Origin of the sequence: uncultured Psychroserpens sp., assembly GCF_947503375.1 — a bacterium.
Classification (GTDB): Bacteria; Bacteroidota; Bacteroidia; order Flavobacteriales; family Flavobacteriaceae; genus Psychroserpens.
Genome location: NZ_CANNDQ010000001.1, coordinates 435,180 through 461,649 on the forward strand (window position 1 = coordinate 435,180; position 26,470 = coordinate 461,649).

Consider the following 26,470-nt stretch of genomic DNA (forward strand, 5'->3'; position numbering starts at 1 on the left):
AGCTTTTATAACGTTTTATGCATAATAAAAGAATTATATTTGCAGCATCTTTTTAAAGAAGATTTGATATATGAAGCACATTAGGAATTTTTGCATTATTGCACATATTGATCATGGTAAGAGTACACTCGCCGATCGTTTACTGGACTACACCGGAACAGTTACTGCAAGAGAAAAGCAGGATCAGCTTTTGGATAATATGGACTTAGAGCGAGAACGAGGCATTACAATAAAATCGCACGCCATTCAAATGGAATACACATTCGAAGGTCAAGATTATATACTTAACTTAATCGACACACCTGGTCATGTAGATTTTTCTTATGAAGTATCTAGATCCATCGCTGCTTGTGAAGGCGCGCTACTTATAGTGGATGCCGCCCAAAGTATTCAAGCACAAACGATTTCAAACTTATACCTAGCATTAGAAAATGATTTGGAAATTATTCCGGTACTTAACAAAGTTGACCTACCAAGTGCGAACCCAGAAGAGGTAACCGATGATATTGTTGATTTGCTTGGGTGTGATCCAGAAGAAGTTATTCACGCAAGTGGCAAAACAGGTTTTGGAGTTGATAATATTCTTGAAGCCATTATTAATCGAATTCCTGCTCCTGAAGGAAATATAGACGAACCGCTCCAAGCATTAATTTTTGATTCGGTATATAATCCATTTCGAGGTGTTGAAACCTATTTTAGAGTCATTAATGGTTCCATAAAAAAAAATCAACAAATTAAATTTATTGCCACAGGCAAAATGTATGGTGCCGATGAGGTAGGCACTCTAAAACTGAAACAGTTTCCTAGACAAGAAATAAAAGCTGGTGATGTAGGCTATGTTATTACTGGAATTAAAGAGGCAAAGGAAGTAAAAGTTGGTGATACCATTACAGATGCTAAAACACCAACGACTAATGCTATAGAAGGGTTTGAAGATGTAAAGCCAATGGTTTTCGCTGGTATTTACCCTGTAGATACTGAAGATTATGAAGAGCTTCGTGCTTCTATGGAAAAGCTTCAACTAAACGATGCCTCTTTAGTGTTTACACCTGAAAGTTCTGCGGCATTAGGATTTGGATTTCGTTGTGGGTTTTTAGGCATGTTACACATGGAAATCATTCAAGAACGCCTAGAGCGTGAGTTTGATATGACTGTTATAACCACAGTACCTAATGTATCATATCACGCCTATACCAATAAACATCCTGATGAAATCGTAATCGTAAATAACCCTTCTGATTTGCCAGAGCCTTCCACTTTAAATCGTGTTGAAGAGCCTTATATAAAAGCAACGATTATCACTAAAGCTGATTTTGTAGGTAATGTAATGTCTCTTTGTATAGAGAAGCGAGGAATTATTACTAATCAAACTTACCTTACTACTGAACGAGTTGAACTTAATTTTGACATGCCTTTAGCAGAAATAGTATTCGATTTTTACGACCGTCTTAAAACCGTTTCTAAAGGATACGCTTCTTTTGACTATTCACCTATTGGTATGCGAGCTTCTAAACTGGTACGTGTAGATATACTATTAAATGGGCAAACTGTTGATGCGCTTTCAGCACTAATACATGCAGACAATGCTTATACCATTGGTAAAAAAATTACTGAAAAATTAAAGGAACTCATCCCAAGACAACAATTTGATATTCCTATCCAAGCTGCAATTGGAGCTAAAATTATAGCTAGAGAAACGATAAAAGCTTTAAGAAAAGACGTTACTGCGAAATGTTATGGAGGAGATATCTCACGTAAACGTAAACTCCTAGAAAAACAGAAAAAGGGTAAGAAACGTATGCGTCAAGTAGGTAATGTAGAAATACCTCAGCAAGCATTTATGGCAGTCTTAAAGTTGAATGATTAGCCTCATAAGCATATCTTTATAAAAAACCGAAGTATTCCACCTCGGTTTTTTTGTACATTTATCACAACCAACCCTTACAATGCATGAGTTTTAGATGTTCTTTTCTAAAATTAGTAGTTTATATACTCGGTTTTTTGTGCTTAACACTTAATGCACAACAGCTAGATTTTTATAAATATGGTGTTGAGAAAGGTCTGTCTCAAGAAACAATTAATACAATTTTAAAAGCTAGCAATGGTTTTTTGTGGCTAGGAACACAAGATGGTCTAAATCGTTTTGACGGACATTCATTTAAAGTTTACAAAGCAGAAAAAAACAACCCTAAGAGTATTTCTGGAAACTTCATAAACGATTTAGTTGAAGATAAAAGTGGTCGTATTTGGATAGCAACTAAAAACAATGGCCTTTGCTACTATTCTCCTGATATTGATGAATTCATAAAAATTGAAATTGATGGTCTCTCTAATAATACACAATGTAACAAGCTTTCATTAGACAGTTCGGGAAATCTCTATGCTGCTTTTTTAGATCAAGGTTTGGCAATAGTGACTTTTTCAAGTACTAAAATCAATGTCGCTAAAATTCCGTTTTTCAATTCAACTCCAGCAAATATTACAGCTTTAAATATCATCAACAATACTGTCTGGGTTGGTACACGAGAAGGTAAAGTCTATTATACCAATGCTACTGATAAGACTTCAAACTTTAAGCGTTTAAATTTTAGTTTTAATAGTCAAAAAATTCATGCTTTCAATAGGTCGTATAACGGTATATGGATAGGTGCAGATAATGGCTTGTTTCACTTGAATGAAACCAATAAACATGTTAATCCTATAACTTTAAACACAAATAAACCTATTGCTGTTTTTGATGTTTTTTCAAAAAATAATACTGTGTTTTTAGCTACAGACTCTGGCTTCTTTCGGTGCCAAGGTTTTGAAATATCTAACAGTAAATTTTCCTTGATTAAAACATTTGATACTCGTTCAAGTAAAGAAACAGGGTTACTAACCAACAGAATTAATTGTGTATTTGTAGAAGATGATTTTCTCTGGCTAGGAGCAGATAAACTCTATCAGGCAACTCTGAAAAAGCAAGTGTTTTCTCTAGTTCAAAAGAACAGACCTAAAGAAGGCACCTTGAATAATGAACACGTATACACCTTTGCGAAAAGTGAACACGGGCTTTGGGTTGGCACTTTAGATGGCTTGCATTTACGTACAAGTGATACCACTTATTACTATAATAATTTTCTCCATAATACAGTAAGAAGCGTTGCCATTGATACTAAAAACAACCTTTGGATCGGTACTCAAAAGGGTGTTGCTGTAGCGAAACTTGATTCTTTAAATCCTAGAGCTCCTAATTTTATTGTTGTTGAAAAACACACCGAAGACTCATTGAGTTTAAGTAATCCAAAAGTAAGGAACATTCATACAGATTCGAATGGAAATGTATGGATAGCTACGCTTGGTGGTGGAACTCATCGATTTACTGGTGATATAGATCAAAACGATTTCCGTTTTCAACAGTTTAGGAACACACCAAACAATGATAATAGTATCAGCACAAATGTAAACTATGTGTTTTATAAAGATCGTTCTAACACTTATTGGATAGGAACCGAAAATGGTTTGAATAAATTACAATTTGGTGCTTCAGAATTTAAAAACCCGATATTCACTCATTTTAAAAATGAAGAGGAAAATATCCAATCAATAAGCAGTAACACTATACTTAGTATCTATGAAGATGTTGACGATATATTATGGATAGGTACACTAAACGGCTTAAATAGGTATGATAAGAAAAATAATTCATTCAAAACGTATAACGAGTCTAATGGGCTTACCAATAATGTAATTTATGCCATACAGGAGGATGCCTCAGGGATGCTTTGGTTAACCACTAATGCAGGCATATTTAGCTTTAGTAAAGCTACAGGACTGTTTAGAAATTATAATGTTAATGATGGCCTACAAGGCAATGAGTTTAATTTAGGAGCAAGTTTTAAAGATGAAAACGGTATACTGTATTTTGGTGGTACAAATGGATACAATTACTTTAATCCAGAGGATATTAGCAAATTAGACAACGATGGCTCTCTTACATTTACTAATGTAAAAATAAACGATACAAACCAATACTTTAATGCGCTTATAAATAAAAATGTAAGTCAAGAGGCGAAAATCCAATTAGCTTATAATCAATTCCCTTTCTATTTAGAGTTTTCAGACTTAGATTTCAATCCTCAAAAAAACAATAGTTATGTTTATAAACTAATGCCAAATGATACAGATTGGAATAATCTACAAAGTCGTAAGGAAATTCAATTTTTAAATATGGCCTCTGGAGATTATACCCTTTTAGTACAAGGGAAAACTAGAGGAAAACTTTGGACTTCAAAACCCTTGCAACTTGCTTTAGAAGTTTCACCTCCTTGGTGGAGAACTTATACAGCTTACATAATATATACATTGCTTTTATTGTCTTTTATTTCTGCATTGTACTATTTTCAATTACAAAAAAAATTACAAGAACAAAAAAACCTAAAACTCAAAGAATTAGACACTTTAAAGACCAAATTATACACCAATATCACACATGAGTTCAGAACACCACTAACAGTCATTAAAGGCGTTTCTGCTAACTTAAAAAGTGACTTTCAAAGCCATAAGAATTTCCAAGCTGTAAAATCGTTAAAAACTATTGAACATAATAGCGATATGGTTTTAAAACTTGTCAACCAAATGTTGGATTTGGCCAAGATAGATCGACAAAAAATGAGCTTGAATCCTATTCAAGCAGATTTAGTTTGGTATCTTAAACATATCGCAAATCATTTTTCGTCTTATGCGCAATCAAAAGAAATAACACTTACATTTTATAGCGAAACTAAGGAGCTACTTACCGATTTTGATGCCCAAGCGATTCAAAAAATAATGAGTAATCTCTTGAGTAATGCAATAAAGAACTGCCAAAAGAATGATCAAATAGTTGTGCATCTGAAAACTGAAAACAGTAGCGTTTTAATAAATGTTAAGGATTCTGGCAAAGGCATCAATACCAAAGATTTACCATATATCTTTGACCGTTTTTATCAAGTTGATCATTCTATTGAATACACCGAAGAAGGTTCTGGTATTGGACTCACATTAACAAAAGAGTTAGTTCAATTGATGAATGGTTCAATAAATGTAGAAAGTGAAATTCACGTTGGGACTACATTTAGTATTACACTTCCAATAACGAACAATGCTCCAATGGAAACGCTAAAAGAGCAATTATTAGATGCTTTAATTATATCGCATCATCTTGAAAAAAATGACATTGAAGACAATCATAAACCTGTAAAAGAGAATGCTATTGTATTAGTAGTCGATGACAATACCGATATTTTAAACTTATTGCATACCTCATTAAAATCTCATTACAACATAGTTACAGCCACAAACGGTAACATAGGTATCGAAAAAGCCATTGAGATCATACCAGATGTTATAATAAGCGATATCATGATGCCTGAAAAAAATGGATTTGAACTATGCAAGACGCTTAAGAATGATGAAAGAACATCACACATTCCAATCATTTTATTAACAGCAAAAGCATCAGAGCAGGACAAAATTAGAGGCCTTTCTAATGGTGCTGACGCATTTGTTACCAAACCTTTTAATAAGGCAGAACTTTTTGTGAGGATACAAGAACTTATTAAACTAAGAGTCTTATTATATCAAAAATACTCTAGCGCCTCTTCTTGGGACGCTATTCCAAGTAAGAACCTTGAAGATAAAGATGCGGCGTTTATGAACAAAGTTTTGTTTTGTATTGAGCAACACTTAGATGATGCCTCATTCAACTCAATGCGCCTATCTAGAGAATTAGATCTAAGTGAATCTCAATTATACAGAAAACTAAAAGCAATAACCGATGCTTCTACAGCTGTTTTTATAAGAAGAGTTCGTCTGCAAAAAGCCAAAACAATACTTCAAAATTCAGAATTTACCATTTCTGAAGTCGCTTATCAAACAGGGTTCAATAGTCCAGGGTGGTTTAGTAGAGCATTTAAAGAAGAATTTGGCTATGCGCCTAATGAAATACGCAAGTAGCTGAAAATTAAATATTTAAATAGGTTTTAAATTACTAAATGCAATAATAGTGTAAGTATAATATACACTCATGCAACATTACTGTGGTGTTTTTTTGAAATACTTAAAGTCTTCACAGTCATCTTCTTCTAATTTCAACACATAATTAAATTTCAAATCACGCGTAGTGGCTAAAAAAGTGTCTACTTCTTTTAAAGAAAAAGCAATTGTCATTTTAGACGGTTATCAATTTTGTAGTGCTTCTAAAAAGAAAGTGATCCATGATAATGGTTTTGTTTGGTGTGAAGGGAATACGCAATGTAAGAACAAAGCTTGTTCAACACGTTTATTTAGTAGAGATAAAGAAGCACCTCAAGATGAACCAGATTCGTGGGAATTTGAAGCAAAATCGAATATTAAAATTCGTGCTAAAGATGCAAGAGTATATCATGCCTTCTGTGTGGATAAAATTAAATTATAAAATAGAAGATATTAACCAATCCTTTATATAATGAAAACCAAACAATTAATTTCTGCGCTGTTAATTCTATTTTTTATAAGCACAACACAACAGTCCTTTTCTCAAAATTTATTTGAAACTGATTTTTCTACCTCAGAGTTTAAAATTTCTTCAGAAACCGTAGACATTAGAAACTACGAAATTGATGTAGACGATTTTAATCTTGATTATGATATTTCTGAAGCACCTAAAAGCATTACAGAAAGTGATGCTCAAGATAATGCTGTAGCATTTGCACTTAATATGATTGCCTTTGGTGTTGGGTTTGGTTTTACAGACTTAGAAACATTGTGGTGTTTACACGCTGCATATTATTTAAGATTAGCAATGTTAGGAAATAAGGCCTTATATGCTTCTGCTGGTGTTGGATATAATGGTATTAGTGGTGATTTCATAACATCTAGCATCTTAGACGTTTCATTAAAGGTCTTGATGTTCTCCTTACTTGCAAAACGTTTTCAGCAAGTGCGAGCTCAATATGGTGTTTTTGCAAAATATGCCTTTGGATCCATTGATTTTGAGAACGGATACAAAAATGATATTACAAGGCTCTCATTAGGGATACTCGTTGGGCTTCATATATTATTATCGCCACAATGGTCATTAATGGTCCAGACCAACCTTCTCACATATCAAGAGCAAACTACAGAGCTTGAAGACAATAGTGAAATTAAAGACAGTCAAACCTTTGGATTAATAAATAAGAACAACTTGCTTTTATTATCCTTAGTATTCACGCTGCCATCTAGAAATAGAAATCGTTAATCAATTAATTTTTTTAAATCACATATCATGAAAACAAAAACTATTTTTTCAAAACCGTTGACATATATCATGTTAACAATTATTGCAACTTGCTTTTCTTGTGCAGTTCCACTGCATCGATCGAACATGACTGTTTCCCCTCCTGGAGATGGAGCCTCATTAGGTGACTGGGCACAATTTTCTGCTGGAGCATCACTTGGTTATGGCTCAGACTCTAGCGATGATGATACTGTTTCTGCCTTTTGTGCTGGAGCAGAATTCATGTATAACATTATAGGTGGAGATGAGGGAGCTCTTTATGGTGGTTTATATGGAAGCTATCACACGACAAGTGCAGACGATTGGGATGAAAGTATTATTAGAGGAGGAGTACGTGCTCGTTATTATGATCATATTCTACCATCACGTAGGCTTCAAGCGGTCTATGGTGTTGATATTTTTACAGAAACTGGGGATAGAGAAATAGGAATGTTTAAAGACGACATTACTGGATTCGGAGGCTCAGCGGTTGTAGGTCTAAATTATAACTTCAACGAAAACTTATCTCTTAGAGTAGATGCTCCTGTTTTTACAACTTTAAGCCGTACGCTTGAGTTTGAAGGAGGTGAAGTAGATGTAGACAAAACGTGGTTTGGAATAAATAAAGATAATGTTGTTGCATTAGCTTTATTATTCAGTTTTTAAGCTAAGCCTCGCTTAGATAAATCAACTAAAAAGCATGATTATGAACACAAAGAAAATAATTACTCTAATTGGTGTTATCTGTTTATTCATTTGTGAAACCAATGCGCAAAGAGGGAAGAAAAGGGGTTTAAGTAACTCGGTATCTGCAATTTCTGCTGAAGATCTAGGTGAACGAGAGTTTATTTCTGTAGATGAGCTAATTCAAAAGCAAACCATTGGTTTAGCCGTTGGTGCTGGTTTTGGTCAAGATTTTAAGGAGTCGACTCTTTGTTTTTCTTTAGAATATTTACGACAGATCAATTCTAGTGATAAAAAAGGGCTTTATGTTGGCGCAGAAGCTACTTACGAAACAACTAGCTTCGAAGAGTTTTCATCTAACACTTTAAAATTTGGTCCAAAAATTCAATATAACACACCTATAACACCAAGTCAAGAGACACAATTAGCCGTTGGTCTTATGGGTAATTTTGCCACTGGAAATAATGATAATAATGGGTTTGAAGATGACTTTACAGGTTTGATATTATGCGCTTATACAGGTGTAAATATAAGAGTTAGTACACAATGGTCTGTTGGTGTTCAATTGCCTGTATTTATTTATGAGGATTATACATTTGAGCCAGAAATGGGAGATGAGTTTAGTTTAGACAATACAACATTACTTGTAAACAAGAACAATCCTGCTAAGATAGTTGTGAGACACAGTTTTTAAAATTGATTATTTTGAATTGGTCTTAACACGAGAGGTTTCAACTTAGGTTGAAGCCTCTTTGTTTTATACGTTTTCAACATCAAAAGGTTTTCCTAAATATACCAATTGCCAGCCTTCGCCAATAGAGTCTACCTCATCATTGTATGATGATATTATATGTAGTTCTCCTTCGTCATCTTTTAGAAATATAGGGATGATTTCATCATCAGTTTTCGTAATCTCGATAAGGTTATTATAATGAGCCTTGTCTTCTATATCTATTTCTTGTATGGATGGGTGCTTTCGAGTCACATCAAGTAGTTTATTATAATCATCTGTGTTTGAAAACAAGCCCTCTTTAGGATTGTCTTCTGGGTTGTTCATTTCATTTTGAGTAACCAGTCTAAACGAGCCGTTTTCTCCAAACTGTTTACTAAACTTATTAATTGCATATTTATTAATATCAGAATTGCCAGTCATAGCCATAAGGTAACCTACATCATTGAGCTCTATATTGTCTGTAAGTGTTTCTGAATAAATATTAGTACTCAAAGCCTCTATACCTAAATCTTGCGCTTTTTTAATATTACTTTCGTTACTATCAATAAGAACAACGTGTCGTCCATTAGATTCTAAATAATGCCCTAATAAACGAGATACTTTTGAGGCACCAACGATTAAAATACCATTAGATTTAGTTAAAAACACACCTACTAATTTTGCAAATAAACGTGCAGTGGTTGCATTGAGTAAAACCGTTCCAAGAACAATCATAAATACAAGTGGTGTTATATATTCAGCTCCTTCAACACCTTGTTTCATGAGTTTACTTCCGAAAAGAGAAGCAATTCCAGCTGCTACAATTCCTCTAGGTCCAACCCAACTTATAAATAGTTTTTCATTAAGTTTAAGTTTAGATCCTGAAGTACTTAAAAAAACAGCTAAGGGTCTTATGACAAAAACAACAATAGCAAACAACACTGCTGTTTTCCATGTGTAGAGTAATAGCAAGTCTTCAATATTTATGTTAGCCGCTAAAAGAATAAAAAGAATAGAAATGAGGAGCACACTCAAAGATTCTTTGAAATAGAGTAGTTCTTTTATATTTTGAAGTTTTCCGTTTCCTAAAACCATTCCCATGACCACAACAGCTAATAAACCCGATTCGTGAGCAAAAATCTCAGATTCGACAAACACTAGCAATACGGTTGATAATGATACCACATTTAATAGATAGTGTGGAATTAGTTTTTTGTTAATTGCAAATGCTAAGGCATGAGCAAATGTGAATCCGAAAGTGGTTCCAAAGAGGATGATCTTTCCAAACTCTAACAATGCCGTTTTTGTAAACCCGCTGTCGCCTTCTACACTAATAAATTCAAATACTAAAACAGCAACTAGCGCACCAATTGGGTCTATTAAAATACCTTCCCATTTAAGAACCGTAGAGATGTCTTTTTTTAGTGGAATGTTCCTCAAAATAGGAGTGATTACTGTTGGGCCAGTAACAATGATCAATCCTGCAAACAGAAACGACAAATCCCAACTTAGATTAAAAATAAAATGAGCAACGATTCCTGCCCCAAAAAAAGTAACTGCTGATCCAAGGGTAATTAATTTCGTAATTACTGGACCAACGTTTTTTATTTCAGAGCGCTTTAAGGTTAAACCGCCTTCAAATAAAATAATACTAATAGCTAACGACACAAAGTAATATAAGCTTTCGCCAGGGAATAATCCTTTTTCTCCATTCCAAACAGGTTCTATCCATTTGGTTTTATCTTCAGATAAAAATTCTGCTGCTATTGGACCAACTAATAATCCTATTAAAATTAGAGGCAGTATTGCTGGAATTTTAAATTTCCATGCAACCCATTGCGCTAATATTCCTAAAATAATTATTCCTGCTAATTCTAACATAGATTTGTATTTATGGCTAAAGATAATTGAAACCTAACATTCTTCAAATAATTTTACAAAACATTGAAAAAGTCATATGAATTAAGTTCTTACAAAAATGCTGTCTTTCCAACTCAATCAAATTCTTTAATAGCGACTTTTTTTTTTGACAAACAAAATCTTTCACACCGTTGGCATTGGTATTGCTTTTTCTCCTAATTTAAAGGAAAATATCTAAGAAGCTTTGCGTTTAGATTTGCTTCTTGAAAGTAAATTGATATTAATTCATGTTGGAAAAAATTGCCTGAAAAAAAACGCATATTATTAAGGTTTTAAAACTTTTCATTACTGAAAAAATAGATTTTGAAATTGTTTCAAACTCGGCAACCTTGTCGATGTTATTTTAACTGCTACCAAAGAAATCAAAGCGCTTTTTTGACTTTGGAAAGCGTTTAAAGCAAGTTATTTCTTAATAAACTGCTAAAAGGCATCTACCTAACAGTCCTATTTATTATTTTGCACTTATGAATTTATATCCTGTAAACGCTGGAAATTTTAAGCTTGATGGAGGCGCTATGTTTGGTGTGGTACCAAAATCGTTATGGACAAGAACGAATCCTGCAGATGCTAATAATATGATAGATATTGCTGCACGTTGTTTATTGATCGAAAACGGAAATCGCCTTATTTTGATTGATACAGGAATGGGTGATAAACAAAGCGAGAAATTTTTTGGCTACTATTACCTATGGGGAGATGATACCATTGACAAATCGCTGAAAACTCATGGGTTTCATCGTGATGATATTACAGATGTATTTATGACACATCTACATTTTGATCATTGTGGTGGCAGTATTCAATGGAATAAAGACCGAACTGGTTATGAGTCTGCTTTTAAAAATGCTCAGTTTTGGAGTAACAAAGAACACTGGAAGTGGGCAACACAACCCAACAACAGAGAAAAAGCATCTTTTCTTAAAGAGAATATCTTGCCTATGGAGGAAAGTGGGCGATTAAAATTCACATCACTTCCGCAAAATGATATTTTAAAAAATTCGGCATTGGGTTTCGATATCTTTTTTGCTAATGGTCATACCGAAAAGCAAATGATTCCTATGATTCATTATAAAGGTAAAACTATTTGTTTTATGGCAGATTTATTACCTACTGCTGGACATTTGCCGATTCCTTTTGTAATGGGTTACGATACGCGTCCACTGCTTACCTTAGATGAAAAAGAAAAATTCTTGAACCTAGCTGCAGATAATAATTTCTATCTGTTTTTAGAACATGATGCGCACAACCAAATCATCACCGTACAACATACAGAAAAAGGAGTGCGCCTCAAAGACATTTATACTACAAACGCTATTTTTAATTAACAAATTTCTATGACTTATTTTATAAAATCCTTTGTTTATACATTATGCTTATCGGTCTTTCTTTATGGATGCGGAGGCACTTCTAGCCTTATTTCAACACCAATAGAAAACATTGACTCTTCACCTTTGAAAATTTCAGAATTAACAGAAGATGAATTACAAAAATGGCAGCATTTAGATCTTGTAAATGACACCGTCCCTGGAATGGCAGTTGAAAAAGCGTATAACGAATTTATAAAAAACAAAAAAGGTAAAACAACAATTGTAGCGGTTATTGACTCGGCTACAGATATAGACCATGAAGACCTTGATGATGTCTTGTGGACTAACGAAGACGAAATTCCTAATAATGGAAAAGATGATGACAATAATGGTTACGTTGACGATATTCATGGTTGGAATTTTATTGGCGACACCTATTATGAGCAGCTTGAGTATGTAAGATTACTCGCTTCTGGCGATACTAGCGATCCTAGATATACTGAAGCTGAGGCTATATACAATAGGGAGTACCAAAAATATTCTGGGCTTAAAGCTCAGTCTAATCAAATATTACAACAAGTAGTCACTGCAAATGATGCAGTTTCAAAACACTTGAATAAAGAGAATTATACCAAAGAAGAGGTCTTTGCTATCAAAACAGAAGATCAATCTTTGCAGCAATCTGTAGCCATAGTTAAAAATATTTATGGTTTAGGTTTTGAGTCTGTAGCAGCTATAGAAAAGGTTATTAGAAAAGACTTGGTTAACATCAATAATCGACTAAATTATCACTTGAATAAAAATTTCAAAGGACGAAAAACAAATGACGACCCAAATGATATTACAGATGTTGGTTATGGTAATAATAACCCTAGACCAACGGTTAAGACTGAAAGTCATGGTACACATGTAAGTGGTATTATAGTGGCCGAACGCAATAATAATAAAGGCATAAAAGGCATCGCTAATAATGTGAGGCTCATGGCTATTCGTAGTACACCTAATGGTGATGAATATGATAAAGATGTGGCTCTAGCGATACGTTATGCTGCAGATAATGGTGCTAAGGTCATCAACATGAGCTTTGGTAAATCGTTCTCACCACATAGCAATTGGGTAAACGATGCTATTGTATATGCTGCAACAAAAGATGTTCTTATAGTACACGGCTCAGGAAATGATGGTCATAATATTGACAAAAACAAAAACTTTCCAAATGACGCTTTAGGTACTAGTCCAGAAATAGCTGATAACTTTATTACTGTTGGTGCATTAGAACCTGAGTATGGCTCACGAATGGTTGCAGATTACTCAAACTATGGGAAAATAAATGTTGATGTGTTTGCTCCTGGCTCTAGTGTGTATTCGTCAACACCTGAAAATGAATATCAATCTAAAGATGGTACCTCAATGGCTGCTCCAAATGTAACTGGTGTAGCTGCTTTAATTAGATCACAATATCCAAACTTAACTGCGCCTCAAGTCAAACAAATTTTAATGGACTCGGGTTTACCAATTAAAGCTAAGGTTATTGTTGGCGACAGTCGAGAGGCAAAAAGCCTATCTGAAATTTCAACCTCTGGAAAAATTGTTAATGCCTATAATGCTTTGATCATGGCGTCGCAATTGGCGAATCAATAATAAAACTATTTAAAAACACCTACTTATGCGATTACTTATCACTTTTATACTGTTAGCTGGAACAGCTTTTTTTTTAAGTGAGATTAATGCACAAGTTCCAAAAATGGTCTATAAAACAGCTACTTATTGGCAACAACAAGCAAATTATATCATGCATATTACTATGGATGTAGAGACTTATCAATACAAAGGAGAACAGCGTATTGAGTATACAAATAACTCTCCTGATGTGCTCCATAAAGTCTTCTATCATTTGTATTTCAATGCCTTTCAGCCAGGAAGTGAAATGGATGCTAGAGTGCAAGCTATTGCAGATCCAGATCGACGAATGGCACCAAATATTGGCACCAAAGAAAAGCCTGTATATGAAAGCAGAATAGCCAAATTACAGCCTAATGAAATGGGTTATATAAAGGTGCTATCTTTAAAACAAAATGGCAAAAAACTCAAATACGATGTTGTTGGCACTGTGCTTGAAGTTACCCTGAGGCAACCTATTCAGCCAGGAGAGCGTGTGATATTTGATATGGAATTTGATGGCCAAGTGCCAATACAAATTCGTCGTTCTGGACGCAATAATAATGAAGGTGTTGCTTTGTCTATGGCACAATGGTATCCTAAATTGGCAGAATATGATACCGAAGGTTGGCATGCAGACGCTTACATCGCTCGAGAATTTTATGGTGTTTGGGGCAATTATGATGTGAAGATTACCATTGATAAAGACTATGTTATTGGTGGTACTGGTTATTTACAAAACCCTAATGAAATTGGTCATGGCTACGAAACATCTGTTGTTACGCCTCCAAAAGGCGATGTGCTCACTTGGCATTTTGTAGCACCTAATGTTCATGATTTCACTTGGGCTGCCGATCCAGATTATAACCACGATACACTTCAGGTAGAAAATGGTCCTACACTACATTTCTTATACAAGAACACCATGTCTCCAGACAAATTACTCAACTGGAAACAACTGCAACCAAAAGCTGCAGAACTCATGACCTATTATAGTGATCTGGTTGGCAAATATCCTTACGAACAGTACTCGATCATACAAGGTGGTGATGGTGGCATGGAATATGGCATGTGTACATTGATCTCTGGAGAAGGCAAGCTAGAAGGTATGTTCAGATCGACCGTATCTCATGAAATGGCTCATACATGGTTTCAATTTTTATTAGCAACTAACGAAGCCAAGCACGAGTGGATGGACGAAGGGTTTGCGACCTATATTGAATATAAAGCAATGGATGCCTTTTATAACGAGAATAAACCAAATCCCTGGGAAAAGTCGTATGCTTATTACAAATACATTGCCAATTCTGGCGCAGAGCAACCACAAACCACTTATGCAGATAAGTACATAGTAAACCAATTGTACTCTATAGCCTCATATTATAAAGGCTGTGTATTTTTAGCACAATTAGGCTATGTTATTGGTGAAGACAACCTAGAACAAACTTTAAAGACCTATTACAAAAAATGGGCTTTCAAGCACCCAAAACCTATAGATTTTATTAGAGTAGCCGAAACTGTTTCTGGTTTGGAACTCGATTGGTATTTGGTAGATTTTACACAAACAACAAATACTATAGATTATGCTGTAAAAGCTGTTAGCAATAAAAAAGTAACCTTAGAACGCATAGGTTTAATGCCAATGCCAATAGACCTTACAGTAACGTATAATGACGGTAGTACTGAAGATTTTTACATTCCACTACGTGAAATGCGTGGCGAAAAGCTAACCTCGGCAACTTTACTCGAAGATTGGGCTTGGGCCTATCCTACCTATAGTTTTGAAACCAAAAAAAGAGTTTCTTCAGTAACGATCGATCCCTCTGGTTTAATGGCAGATGTCAATGCTGAGAATGATAGATTTCCTATTGTTCAACAATAAAACAAGATCCTTTCTAATTGAATAATCTTACACCAACTCCAATATTGTGCGTGACTTGATTAATTGGATCGTGATTAATCCGATAACTCACAAACCATTTTCCTTTTCGGTTATATTGCAATCCTAAGCTTAGGTTGTCAAACTGATTTGCATTACCGCCAACTTCAGAAAAAAGGTATACACCACCTCTGTAAGTTTTAGGATACTCAATGGTTTTGATTTCTGTAATTTCTCGAGGTACTTTTAATTGGTATGAGATCTTGCTGTCTAAAAGATTGCCTTCTACTAAGGCATAGCTAAAGATATCAATGTCGTCACTGCGAAGCGTATCTTTGTAAGCCTTTGCTTCTATTAAAGCTGAAGAATCTTTGATTTTTGTGCGATCTTCAAAAACAGTCTGCACCTCATCTTTGTTTACGTATACGGTTTTATATTGAAGGGTTTGTATTCTGAATGTATCAATCTTGGTTTGCCAAACCGTATCTCTTACAATGGTAACTTTGGGCAACTCTTGAGTTGTTATTGGTGTATTGCTACATTGCTTGACCAATACATAACATAGAATTGCAACAAGCATAAAAACGAGTGTGATATTGTATTTAGGTAGTGTTACTATTTTCATAATGGTATCTTTTAAATGGAATTTTTAATAAAAAAAGCCTCTATTCTTGGTCTGTTTCGCTTCCTGAAACTAGACCAAGAATGTCATCGGCTTAACCTATTTTGAATTACTTTTACCTCCTTTTTGTTCTTTAGGGGCATCGTCTTCTGTAAGAGTTTCTATGGTTTCTTTTAAAGGTGTGAGCTTGATAAGGTTCACTAGAGCTTTAAATGGGTTTTTACCATAAATCACATTGTAGTTCTCTAGTATGGATTTAATCTCTGTAATTGCGATAAATCCAGCAATGATCTTTAAAAAAGGCACTTCGTTAACAATGTGTTCTTCAAGAAAGAATGCTGCTAGAATGACCAGATTATAGATAAAGAACTTTGAAATGGTATGACCAATTCTCGAACTACGAATGGTAACATGATTTTTAAATGACGCATACGCACCAGTTATAAAATCGACAATGATCAAAAAGATCATCGTTACAATAACTGCATTTACAGGAGACAGAAGCGCAAGTAACCAAAACACGAATTTGATTGCTTTTTCCATCATAATTGTTTGTTTATATGGTTACTCAATATGTGCTAGTTGTCTGTAATCTAGCACGCGATGTTTTGGGTATGCTTTAATGCATACCATGTTTCGCTGATTGCCTCCAAGTACATACACATAGTTTTTTGTGGCTTTAATGAAAAAACCAACATGCCCTTTCCAGCTTTTAGGAGATTCGCGCCAAAACACGACAATATCTCCTACTTTTGGATTGTGTGTTGATGTACCAACACGCAACCAACTTCTTGCGGTGAGTTCGCTAGAGTATTCGTATCCAGAGGTTTTGGCAACCCAATTGGCATACGCGCTACACCAAGCCGTTTCATCTTTGAGCTTTGAGCCATCAAAGCCCATTTCATTAAAGTATTTTAAAATTCTAAGGTTGTCTTTGGAGCCAACAATTTCCTTAACGCCATATTCTGATAGCGCTTTAACTATTATTTTCATACATATGTTTGATTTTTAATTTAAGCAGACCAAACTCTAACCAAAGATTGCTTTAGGTGTTGTTATTTCTTAACCAGAATAGGATTAATCTAGGTTTTATGAGTTTCTACTTAACACGAATTGTTAGTGTCTAACGTAAACATTGTTAGAAAAGCGAATACAAATATAAGCATATTACATAATTAATGCAAACATTTTACAAATTAAATATGTTAAATTTTGTAATTTGTTATTATGTGATTTTAGTGAGTTTGTCTAAGGTTTTAAAAAGTGTTGGGTGCCTATGCTTGCCATGCATAGATTTAATAAAATAAGCCGCTGTATCTAGATCGATTCCTATCGCAGAAATATGTAATGGGTTTTGGCTTGTGCCACGATAAACTTCTTTGACGGTTGCCTTATTAGCATGAAACGCACGTTTGGCCACACCAATAATAGGTACTTTTTTATCTAAAGTCTCGTAAAGGTGCCCACCTAAGCCATAGTTTTGATCGTTGTCTATATAAACATGACCATCTACTATAATTGCATTAATAATGCTTAAATCTACTTTAGAAATGGTTTTTAATAAGCATGGAAGTTCACGCTTATAAAACTGACCTGGCTCATAAGCCGCAACCTCATTAATAATATCAATAAAAGTCTCTTGAGCCACCTCATCACCTTTATTTAAAAAGTTTAGACCTACGCTTTTAGCGTAGTTGGTTTTGTAGTGAACATCTAAGGCTAGAAACATTGTTTTGTTTTGGAGTTCTAAATTACAAAAGCCATAGTATCTATACTATGGCTTTTTCGTTTGTTTAATTACAGGTTCTAAGCCGAACTATATTATTTTCACTTTACAAATACAAAAAAGGCTTAAAAAGACTCAATTAAATTACCTTCTTCGTCATAACTTTTAAAAGTTCCATCAACAACTATATTATCGTGTAATTGATACTCTTCTTGTAGTTGTCCATTTGAATGATAGTATTTTACCCGGCCTTCCCTATATCCGTTTTGAAATTCTACTTCATATGCTAAACTTTCATTGTCTGCATTCTTATACATAATTCCTGTAAATGGGCCTCCTTGATAATGAAGAATCTCGTTTCCTCCACTATCAATGCCTATAAGTTCTAAATCTTCTTCTTTTATTCTTAAATTCATCTCTTAAATTTTTTATAATCCTATAAATGTAACTAAATCAGCTAGGTAGAAACAGTGGGCGCAAGGTGGTTGAACTTTATTTGCTCCCATTCTCAAAAACCTATTATAACCAATGATATCGTTAAATACTTTATCGCCTAACTTTCCTAATGGGTCTATTTCTTTTAACAAATCGTCAAGCGCTCTAATTTCTCCATGTGTTCCAGCAATCGCTGCTCTTTTAATGTCTTTAGGAATAGCATTTATGCCTTTCTCAAACTCATCCAAATGAGTGTTAAAACGGCTTTTTAATGTTGGGTGCAATTTATCTAAAAATAACTGAAAAGCTGATGGCTTTCCTGATCCATCAACATATTTCAATGAATCTGTCTTTTTTCCAATTTCACCTTTTAAAAAGTTTGGTCTTACAAATGTTTTTGATATTTTATTTCCAGATTGATACGTCATGCCGCTAACCATAACTAATTTATCTAACCTTGTAGGTGATGATTCAATAATTAGCCTATCAACCTCTCTATTTACTTTACCAACAGTTTGTTTTCCTATTCTACCATGTAGCTTAAATGCTTTTACCTCATCAACTAGGCTTTGTAATTCTCTTCCAATATAAACCTTCTTGTATCTTAATGATTTTTTTGAAAGGTTTTTAGCCAATTCTTTTAAATGCTCATCAATAGTTATACCTAACTCTTCAGCTTCGTCTGTTTTTTTCTTTATATATTCTAAAAACTGTTTGTGACTTAATCCTTCTGCAATGGAAATATCATCTATGACAATATCTCCAATCATATTCTTATCTCCTGTATATTTCCAACACATAGCTCTTAATTTTTAATTGTACAAAAGGTGAATACTTTGGTGGTTTCATCGTAAGCAGTAGGTTTTATGTCAACCTTTTTAAAATATCGCTTAGTAGCTCTATCAAAAAGGTCATCAAAGGCCTTTTGTACAGCCTTAGCTGCACCATTAAATAGCTCGTCAAGTACCTTAGCCAATTTATTAAAGACAAGTGCTATAAACTCTTTTATGCTATCTGTTCCTTTGCGCAGTATACTAACCAACATTGACCAAACATTCATAATACTCTTAATCGTGAACCCAACAGCTTTAAAACTAATTTTAAAGACAGTAGTCATAGCCTCTTGTACTGCTAAAATTATTTTAGCCAACACCTTACCTGCTTTTCCTGCCTTAGCTAATTTGGTTGTTAATAATGCTGGAAAGAAAAAGGAAAGCACAATGTCTGCAATGATGATAATACCATAAGCAATGTAGTAAGACCACTCAGCATGGTTCAGCCCTTCAACTGTTTTAGCAGTGCTTTTAAAGACTTTTATTAAGATAGAAGTGCTTAAAAATAAGTATCCTTTAACACAAGTTTCAAAAACATCAATCCAACTTACGGCACCAAAACCTTGAAGCATGTTCTCAAAGTTTTCTAAGATCAAGTTGTAATACAGTCCAAAGTTTTTTGTTAAGTCTCCCACATCTTCAACAACTGTAGTTAAAGCTCCTGTTAATTTAGCAGCACCAGCTATAGCAATTTTTATAAGGAACAAAAACAGACGTATCACATCAGCAACAAAATCTACCAACCCAGACCAAACACCTGAAATAAAGGCTAAAACTGCATCTATCACAACATTAACACCGTTAAGGATTTCAAGTAGTTTTATGTTTAAAAACTCTTTTAATTGCGTAATTGCACTTTTAATTTGAGCTTTAGCGCTATCAAAAACAATGCTTATTTCGCCAGAGTATAACTGATAACTTGCTACAACTCCAACTGGAGCTAATAGAATAGCAAAAGGACCCGTTGACAAGGTGGCTAAACCACCTAATGCAACTATCTGTCTAAAGCTAAGACCGTCTATTTGAGCTTCAATTTCATCTAGCTTTGAGGTTATTCCTTCTATGTCTTGTTTGGTAATATTTACTTTTTTCTTAAAGTCTTTATTCTTAGGGTTCCAAAAGCTCTCACTAATCTTTAAATTGTTATTTACAAAATCATCAAACCCTTTAATCGCTGAGTCCATAACTTTGTTCGCTTCAAATAATGTTATAGACCCAATAGTACCAGAAAATTTTGCAGTCTTAATAATAGCTTTCAAAAAACTATTAAGCTCATTAGTTCCATCGATTCTATTAATCAAATTAGAAAACTGCTCGTCTGAAATTTCATAGCGATTATTAATGAAAGATTTCAATGATGCAGCAGATTTATTTACATTAATTTCTTTCCCTTGTTTGAAACGCATGATTGCTTCTGAGAATATGTCACCATCATTTTTTTCTATTAGAATGATTTGTTCATCCTTTTTTGGAACTATTCCATTATGCGTTTTTATAATTTCGGCACCATCTGTTCCAATGATCAAAACAACTGTGCCGGTTTTTGTTCTTTTACCATCCACTTTAGTGTAGACGCTTGTTCGGTATACATTTTCGAGTCCACCATCTGCATAGGTTTCTTTTATAATTTCTCCTCCAAATTTACCTGTCATTGATGCGCTCTGTATACACACACTATCAGTAAAAAAATACTTTAAAAAATTGTCTGTATCACAAGTGTGGAATATAGAGTTAGAAATAGGTACATTTGATGCGATATCATTTGAAACCTCTGAAAGACTACTATCAAAAAAGTTGTCGTTATTAAGATTACTCATAATTCATTTATGTTTATTTGTTTGTTTTTTGTTTTTAAAATCAAGGCATAAGCTCCCTAACCAAAGATTACTTTAGTGTCTACTGTCTTAACCAGAATGGGTTTAATCTAGGTTGTGAACTATACCTTGATTTGTAAGAATTGTTTATGCCATAACTACAACTCTATATTCATCTAAAGCTGGAGCTGTATCAAAGGTTAAACTAATCGTATTGGCATCTACAATAGTCATTATAGATTCTGAAACCGTCTTTGAGCTCACGTCTCTTAACTGAATAATCACATCCTCAGATCCTAAATTATGACTCACATTGATTGTGGTAGAGGTGCCATCACCAAGAGTAGATGAAAACTTTGAAGCAGTATTCGCTTGTACCCATTCTTTAGTTGTTAAAACCTTATCGCTTGCTGTGTCAATTTGAGCAATTGTTACATCGCTTTCAATTGATCCTTTGAAATAAGAAGGTAAGTCAACTATAGATTCAATAGCCTTCATATTTACATTGGGCAATTGTGTTCCAATATCTAGTTTTAAATATGCGCCCGAATTTACCGTTCCTCCAGATTGATTTAGATCAATCAAAACACCTGTCCATGAGTTAACAACACCATCTTCAAGGTCTAATCCAAAAACACCACTATTAACATTAGATGATGTTACATTGGCGTTATTTTGAATCACTTTTCCTCTAACACCTATAGTATTAGCTATTGTTCCTGTGCCTCCAAAATCATCAACCTTAACATAGTTTTCAGACCCGCTTAATAGGTTTATAGTACCTGAACCTGTGTTTCGATAAGATGCTTCATTAAAAGTTCCTATCATATCTGTTGGAGTCCCAGAGTTTAATGTTCTTGCTCTATTGAAAGCACCATAAACATAACCAATATCTTCAGGTGCGTTGTGATATATTAGGTTGTTTATACCATATAGAAATTGATTAGCGGCTGATTTTATTTTCGTAACAGCATTATAAATAGAAAACACATTGCCCGTATTTTCATCAGTATAACTGATGTTAAGATTACCATCAAATGGGTTGGAGGGTGCGTCTCCATCGGTTATGCTTAGATTACCACCAACCAGTTCAATATCATTACTAGTGCTATTATTAACATCTGTTATTTGCTGTAAATTTAGAGTTGTTCCGTCAACAAAACCTTGAGCATCAATCCATTCTTTTGTTACTAATACTTTGCCTGATGATTCAGTATCAATTACAGCATTAGTTGTTGCAGGTGCCGTAATTTGTCCATCAGATTTCCATGTCAATGTATTTGTACCACCAGCAATTAAATGCGCTGTATCTTCTCCTGAAAAACCAACACCAGTGTCTTCATCTGCTCTAGAAGAGTACGTAGGGTCCGTTTGTGACTGAACCTGTTTTGTTCTAAAACCGTTTGAATTATTTGATTGCACTACGTTTCCAGAGCCACCTTGAATTTGCAACCCAGAACTTGTACTGCCTGTCTGCAATATTAACTTATCGTCACTAATTTCAAAAACACCTGTATCTCCATCACCAAATGTGATTCCTTTTGACAAATCGTTATACGTAGTTGGGTTAACGTTTATGCCATTATCTTCTGTTTTTATTTGTCCTTCAAGAAGTTCGGCAGGAACTTGTTCGTCTTTGTGTCTAAAAGAATCCCATGTATCATGATATTCTTGTTGGGTAGGTTTATCACCTGTTTCAAAATAACTTTTTATTGTTTCTTTATTCTGTTTCATTGTTGTTTGTATTTAATTATTTGTGTTTGTTACCTCTTCCTCTAAAGAGGTCCTTTCTACAACATTATTTTAAGACATGATTAAAAACACCAACACAACACCTTACTCTTTTCTATTATAAAAAATAGAAAAGGCAATACGTTTATTAAAATGTAAGGTGTGAATGTTGTGTGTTATAATCGCTAATGATTCTTTATTCAACCGTAATGACTCCGCTTACAGCATCAGAACCTACGCCTTCTTCTCCTCCAATAATATTATTAGATGGTTCAATTGGGTTTCTGTCACTTTCAAACAGCACCTGTCTGCATTCTTCATTACAAGGAAGACCTTCTACGTTTAAACCAATACTGCCTGCTTGAATGACTGTTAGGCTTGTTGGTAAACGTGTTTCCCAAGTACCTTCTACAACACCTTCAATGGTCTGCATTTCTTCAGCCACAGACACATATAAATCATCATCTTGATCAACAACCAAACCTTGACCATTCCAGATTTCTCCAGTCTCCATATACCAGTTAACAGCATCTTCAAAGCCTGGTCTCACAGGAACTACAGTTCTTGCCATGCCTGATTGTAAGAAGGCTTGAAATAATGGATCTGCAGCATCTTGTGCTTGGAACAATTCTTCCCAATTTGTTTCTTTTCCATAAAAATATGGGTAAAAAATGTAGGCCATAATATCCCAATCAAAAGCTTGTTCAAAAAACTTAACAGTCGACGCATGATCTTGAAATGCTTGATCTCTTTTTACTCTTGGATTTGGACCAGAAAAATAATTATCTTTTGCTGTTTCAACCTCAAATGGTTTTGTTATCAATTCTATAGCAATGCGCTTTAGTTCTTTTTTCTCAAGGCTTCTATTGTGTAGTGGATTAAATAGAATTTTTTCCTTATCTGTAAATGGAATTACATCTTGATTTTGTGCATCATTATACTCTTGTAAACGATCATTATAAGCATCCATAATTGCCTTATATGTTTCGTCTTTCCATGCTTCAAAAGCCTTATCTGTTCGAATGCAATCTACAGTCACATTAAAGCTTGCTGTTAAGACATCATATGTCGATGCCGTAACTGCTAACTCTCTTTCGTAACCTGTTAATGAAACCTGATCCGTTTCAAAAGTGTCAGAATTGGAATTAAACCCTGTAAACGATGTACTACCAATAGCAATGTTTATTTTTTTATTGTTATTACCTCCTTCATAAAAGAAACTACCATTCACTTTAACATTAGTTGTTTCATAACCTTCAGGTATTTCAATAATTTTATCAATAGAACTACCCTCTTCATTGCTTTTGTTTTGTATGAAATCAAACTTATATGGTTTACTAAATTTCGTAAAATAAGCAGGAGCAGGAACAACATCAGCATTATATTCTGATGCAACAATTTGGTAATTAGATTCATTCAAATCGTCTGCACTGTTAATAGGTTCATCAAGTAAACTTGGGTGTGTTGGCGCTTCAGGAAGAATAATACCAGACTCTAATTGGTCGTTTTCAAGCTCTCTCCAAATTGCTTCCTTAAAGAAACGTGATGGTTCTGGAATTGCAAATTCGTACATTAAGCGTTTTCCATAATTAATTAAGGTATTTTTATAAATCTTATCCACCCATCGATACACGCCCGATACATGTTCAGTTCCTTTTGTGTTATCAAACCCATGTTTGTTATTTTCTTCAAACTCTTTTAAGATTCGAGAGGTACGTTTGGTTTGTGTTTTTTGAACAATACGCTCCATAGCTCGTTCTGTCACTTCTTGAGCATAAGTTTGTGCTTGTGTATTAGAGTTTGATGTAGAACTTGAGCTAGAAGTGTCAAAATGAGCATCTGCAGAGAATTTAAACATTTTGCCTCCACCACTTACGCTGGCACTTCCTCCTTGAGATTGAGATTGGTCGCTATTTAGAACCGAAGCCACTTCTGTTTGCATCTCATTACGTTCTGTTGTTGTTGTGTCTGTTAAGTTTTCTCGTTCTCTTTCATCGGTTTTTTCAGTTGTGACTTCAGAACTTACCAAATTACGTGTTGAGCGCTCTTTATATTCGCGAGCCATAACATTCTCTATATGAGATACTTCTCCTGGCACATAACAACACACTTCTTGTTCAACCCTTCTAAAATCAGCAATCCCAAGATTTGTAACACCATATAATTTTGGTTTTTCAACAGTTTCAACAGGTACTTCTAAATCGGTTACTAGATCAAACATCCCTAAATTTAAGCGACTCTTTAAATCAACCAATCTTTCAAAACTCAATATTCTGCCATCTTCTAAAGTCACCTGCCCTTTTAAGGTGTAAGTTTGGGTGCCTGACGGAAAAGGAATTAGAGAAGGAAATAGTTTAACAAATGTGGTTTCATTAGAACTAGAAATAATATCAAACTCAGTATCGTTTATTTCGGTTCCATTGTCAAAAATAATTGTGTAATCTATACTCTGGATTGGCGACTCTTGCACGTAGTTAAAAAACAGCATAAAGACTTCTCTTTCTCCTGAAGGATAAACATATGATAGCGGACTAATGTTATAATCATAGTCGCTAATAGAACTGTTAGACGCTCTTAATATTGCGCCTCCAACTTTTACTTTTTTAGATGTCTTTGGTGTTTTATTAAAAACCAATTTATAGTCTTTATCGATGCTCTTCTTAATAGCATCTAAAGTTTCTGGAAAGTCATCATACATCTCTAATTCATTAGAAATGAACTCAGACAAAGATGCGTCTGAAAGCCTGCCGTCCATATAGCTCTTAGTAATTGCTTCTGTTGCTATAAACTCAAATTTTGGAATATCTAGGTCGGGATATGTTGTTGTTCTTGTTATTTCGCCGGTATTAGGATCTACTACATCAACTAATTTAGGAACAGCATTATCTAACAAATCCTCTACTAACGCATTATGCACTTTTAAGTCTTTGTCATAAGCTTTTTGAATGCTTTTATTGTAACCCGTTTGCAAGCGTTTTAACTCATCAAAAAGTTTGCTTTTCCTTTTAATGCGCTCCTTAGCCATAACAACATCGGTGGTATCAAGAATTCTTTTTTCTTGTTGAGGTGTTACTTTTGGGTCTTGATTTTGAGGTGTTTTTGTATTACTAAATAATAATTTAGACATTACTACACTTGCGTTAGCACGCCTAATAAATTCTTTTTCTTGATCTTCAGTAAACGTAATATCATCACTTAATCCTTCAGAAAATCTAATAAACTCATCTAAAAACTGGTTTGCTACCAAAAGTTGAATCATTGCTTCTCTGACATAGCTCGATTTCTTTTCAATAGTTTGATAAATTAAATTATCCCAAACTAGTAATAATTGATTTAAATCTAATGTAGTAACCCCATCTGAATTGTTATTAATCTCAGCAAATGTTAATGTATTTTTATTGCGCATTAACCACGATGAGAATAGATATAGTTTCTCATTAATTTGGCGCGCTTCTATTCTTGTTTTTAATGCCGAAAAACTCTCACTTGTTGATTTTAGTTTTACCGGAATATCTTCAAGGGCTATTCCTCTAATTGCTTGAAAAAAAGCTCCGCTATCTTCATCTGGGTGAAAAACAAACCCAGGTTTTTCTTCCTTTTTATCTATTAACTGCGGGTTTCTTAAAGTTACAAACCTAAATAGATTGTTTTTAATTGTTTTACTCATTGTAAATTGTTTAAAGTTTATACTTGTTTCTATTATGCTCAATTAAGAACTGTTTTTGTTTCGCTTCTCTAACAGTTTACTCAACACAAAGCCTTAATAACTAAGGCATAAACTTTTACCGCATTCCAACACCTTGCTGAATACGGCATCAAATAGATTTTAATTAAGACGTCTTTTTAGATAAAACCTGAAGAAACACTAATAAAGTATCACAAATGTTTGA

General features: G+C 34.2%; 19 protein-coding genes. 9 read left to right on the forward strand and 10 right to left on the reverse strand.

Annotated features, from left to right (window positions below; all coding sequences use genetic code 11):
• The first annotated feature begins 70 nt into the window (after positions 1-70).
• The 6 genes from lepA (at position 71) to Q0876_RS01950 (ending at position 8,636) form a co-directional block, all read left to right on the forward strand.
• Complete coding sequence (gene lepA / locus Q0876_RS01925; protein ID WP_299223474.1) at positions 71-1,867, forward strand: translation elongation factor 4; 1,797 nt, start codon at positions 71-73, stop codon at positions 1,865-1,867.
• 83 nt (positions 1,868-1,950) lie between these two features.
• Positions 1,951-5,976 carry a hybrid sensor histidine kinase/response regulator transcription factor gene (locus Q0876_RS01930; RefSeq protein WP_299223477.1) on the forward strand — a complete coding sequence of 1,342 codons (4,026 nt, stop codon included), beginning with the start codon at positions 1,951-1,953 and terminating at the stop codon, positions 5,974-5,976.
• Positions 5,977-6,142: 166 nt separating this feature from the next.
• Entirely contained in the window at positions 6,143-6,436 is a 294-nt protein-coding gene (locus Q0876_RS01935; protein ID WP_299223479.1) for a hypothetical protein, read from the forward strand.
• A 30-nt stretch (positions 6,437-6,466) separates the two neighbouring features.
• On the forward strand, positions 6,467-7,240 hold the full coding sequence (locus Q0876_RS01940; RefSeq protein WP_299223481.1) for a hypothetical protein: 774 nt from the start codon (positions 6,467-6,469) through the stop codon (positions 7,238-7,240).
• Between the two features lie 27 nt (positions 7,241-7,267).
• On the forward strand, positions 7,268-7,924 hold the full coding sequence (locus tag Q0876_RS01945) for an outer membrane beta-barrel protein (RefSeq protein WP_299223483.1): 657 nt from the start codon (positions 7,268-7,270) through the stop codon (positions 7,922-7,924).
• Positions 7,925-7,964: 40 nt separating this feature from the next.
• Positions 7,965-8,636, forward strand: a complete 672-nt coding sequence (locus tag Q0876_RS01950; RefSeq protein ID WP_299223485.1) for a hypothetical protein — start codon at positions 7,965-7,967, stop codon at positions 8,634-8,636.
• Between the two features lie 63 nt (positions 8,637-8,699).
• Here Q0876_RS01950 and Q0876_RS01955 read toward each other — a convergent pair whose 3' ends face one another.
• Entirely contained in the window at positions 8,700-10,535 is a 1,836-nt protein-coding gene (locus Q0876_RS01955) for a sodium:proton antiporter (protein WP_299223487.1), read from the reverse strand.
• A gap of 503 nt (positions 10,536-11,038) precedes the next feature.
• On the opposite strand from Q0876_RS01955, the gene Q0876_RS01960 reads away from it, so the two are divergent.
• The 3 genes from Q0876_RS01960 to Q0876_RS01970 all read left to right on the forward strand — a co-directional run bounded on the left by Q0876_RS01960 (position 11,039) and on the right by Q0876_RS01970 (position 15,422).
• On the forward strand, positions 11,039-11,899 hold the full coding sequence (locus Q0876_RS01960; RefSeq protein ID WP_299223489.1) for an MBL fold metallo-hydrolase: 861 nt from the start codon (positions 11,039-11,041) through the stop codon (positions 11,897-11,899).
• Positions 11,900-11,908: 9 nt separating this feature from the next.
• A complete protein-coding gene (locus tag Q0876_RS01965; protein ID WP_299223491.1) occupies positions 11,909-13,522 on the forward strand; it encodes a S8 family peptidase in 1,614 nt (537 codons plus the stop codon).
• Between the two features lie 103 nt (positions 13,523-13,625).
• A complete protein-coding gene (locus Q0876_RS01970) occupies positions 13,626-15,422 on the forward strand; it encodes a M1 family metallopeptidase (protein WP_299223959.1) in 1,797 nt (598 codons plus the stop codon).
• Between the two features lie 13 nt (positions 15,423-15,435).
• Here Q0876_RS01970 and Q0876_RS01975 read toward each other — a convergent pair whose 3' ends face one another.
• The 9 genes from Q0876_RS01975 to Q0876_RS02015 form a co-directional block, all read right to left on the reverse strand.
• Positions 15,436-16,044, reverse strand: a complete 609-nt coding sequence (locus Q0876_RS01975) for a hypothetical protein (protein WP_299223493.1) — start codon at positions 16,042-16,044, stop codon at positions 15,436-15,438.
• Positions 16,045-16,140: 96 nt separating this feature from the next.
• On the reverse strand, positions 16,141-16,587 hold the full coding sequence (locus Q0876_RS01980) for a phage holin family protein (protein ID WP_299223495.1): 447 nt from the start codon (positions 16,585-16,587) through the stop codon (positions 16,141-16,143).
• Positions 16,588-16,605: 18 nt separating this feature from the next.
• Positions 16,606-17,034, reverse strand: coding sequence for a TIGR02594 family protein (locus Q0876_RS01985; protein ID WP_299223497.1), 429 nt, complete (start codon positions 17,032-17,034; stop codon positions 16,606-16,608).
• A gap of 232 nt (positions 17,035-17,266) precedes the next feature.
• A complete protein-coding gene (locus Q0876_RS01990) occupies positions 17,267-17,770 on the reverse strand; it encodes an endonuclease V (protein WP_299223499.1) in 504 nt (167 codons plus the stop codon).
• Positions 17,771-17,892: 122 nt separating this feature from the next.
• Positions 17,893-18,183, reverse strand: a complete 291-nt coding sequence (locus tag Q0876_RS01995; RefSeq protein ID WP_299223501.1) for a hypothetical protein — start codon at positions 18,181-18,183, stop codon at positions 17,893-17,895.
• 12 nt (positions 18,184-18,195) lie between these two features.
• Entirely contained in the window at positions 18,196-19,002 is an 807-nt protein-coding gene (locus Q0876_RS02000) for a hypothetical protein (protein ID WP_299223503.1), read from the reverse strand.
• Positions 19,003-19,007: 5 nt separating this feature from the next.
• Positions 19,008-20,852, reverse strand: coding sequence for a hypothetical protein (locus tag Q0876_RS02005; RefSeq protein ID WP_299223505.1), 1,845 nt, complete (start codon positions 20,850-20,852; stop codon positions 19,008-19,010).
• Positions 20,853-20,996: 144 nt separating this feature from the next.
• Positions 20,997-22,583, reverse strand: coding sequence for a hypothetical protein (locus Q0876_RS02010; protein ID WP_299223507.1), 1,587 nt, complete (start codon positions 22,581-22,583; stop codon positions 20,997-20,999).
• Between the two features lie 193 nt (positions 22,584-22,776).
• Positions 22,777-26,247 (reverse strand): hypothetical protein, encoded by a 3,471-nt coding sequence (locus Q0876_RS02015; RefSeq protein WP_299223509.1) that lies wholly within the window; start codon positions 26,245-26,247, stop codon positions 22,777-22,779.
• Positions 26,248-26,470 lie beyond the last annotated feature (223 nt).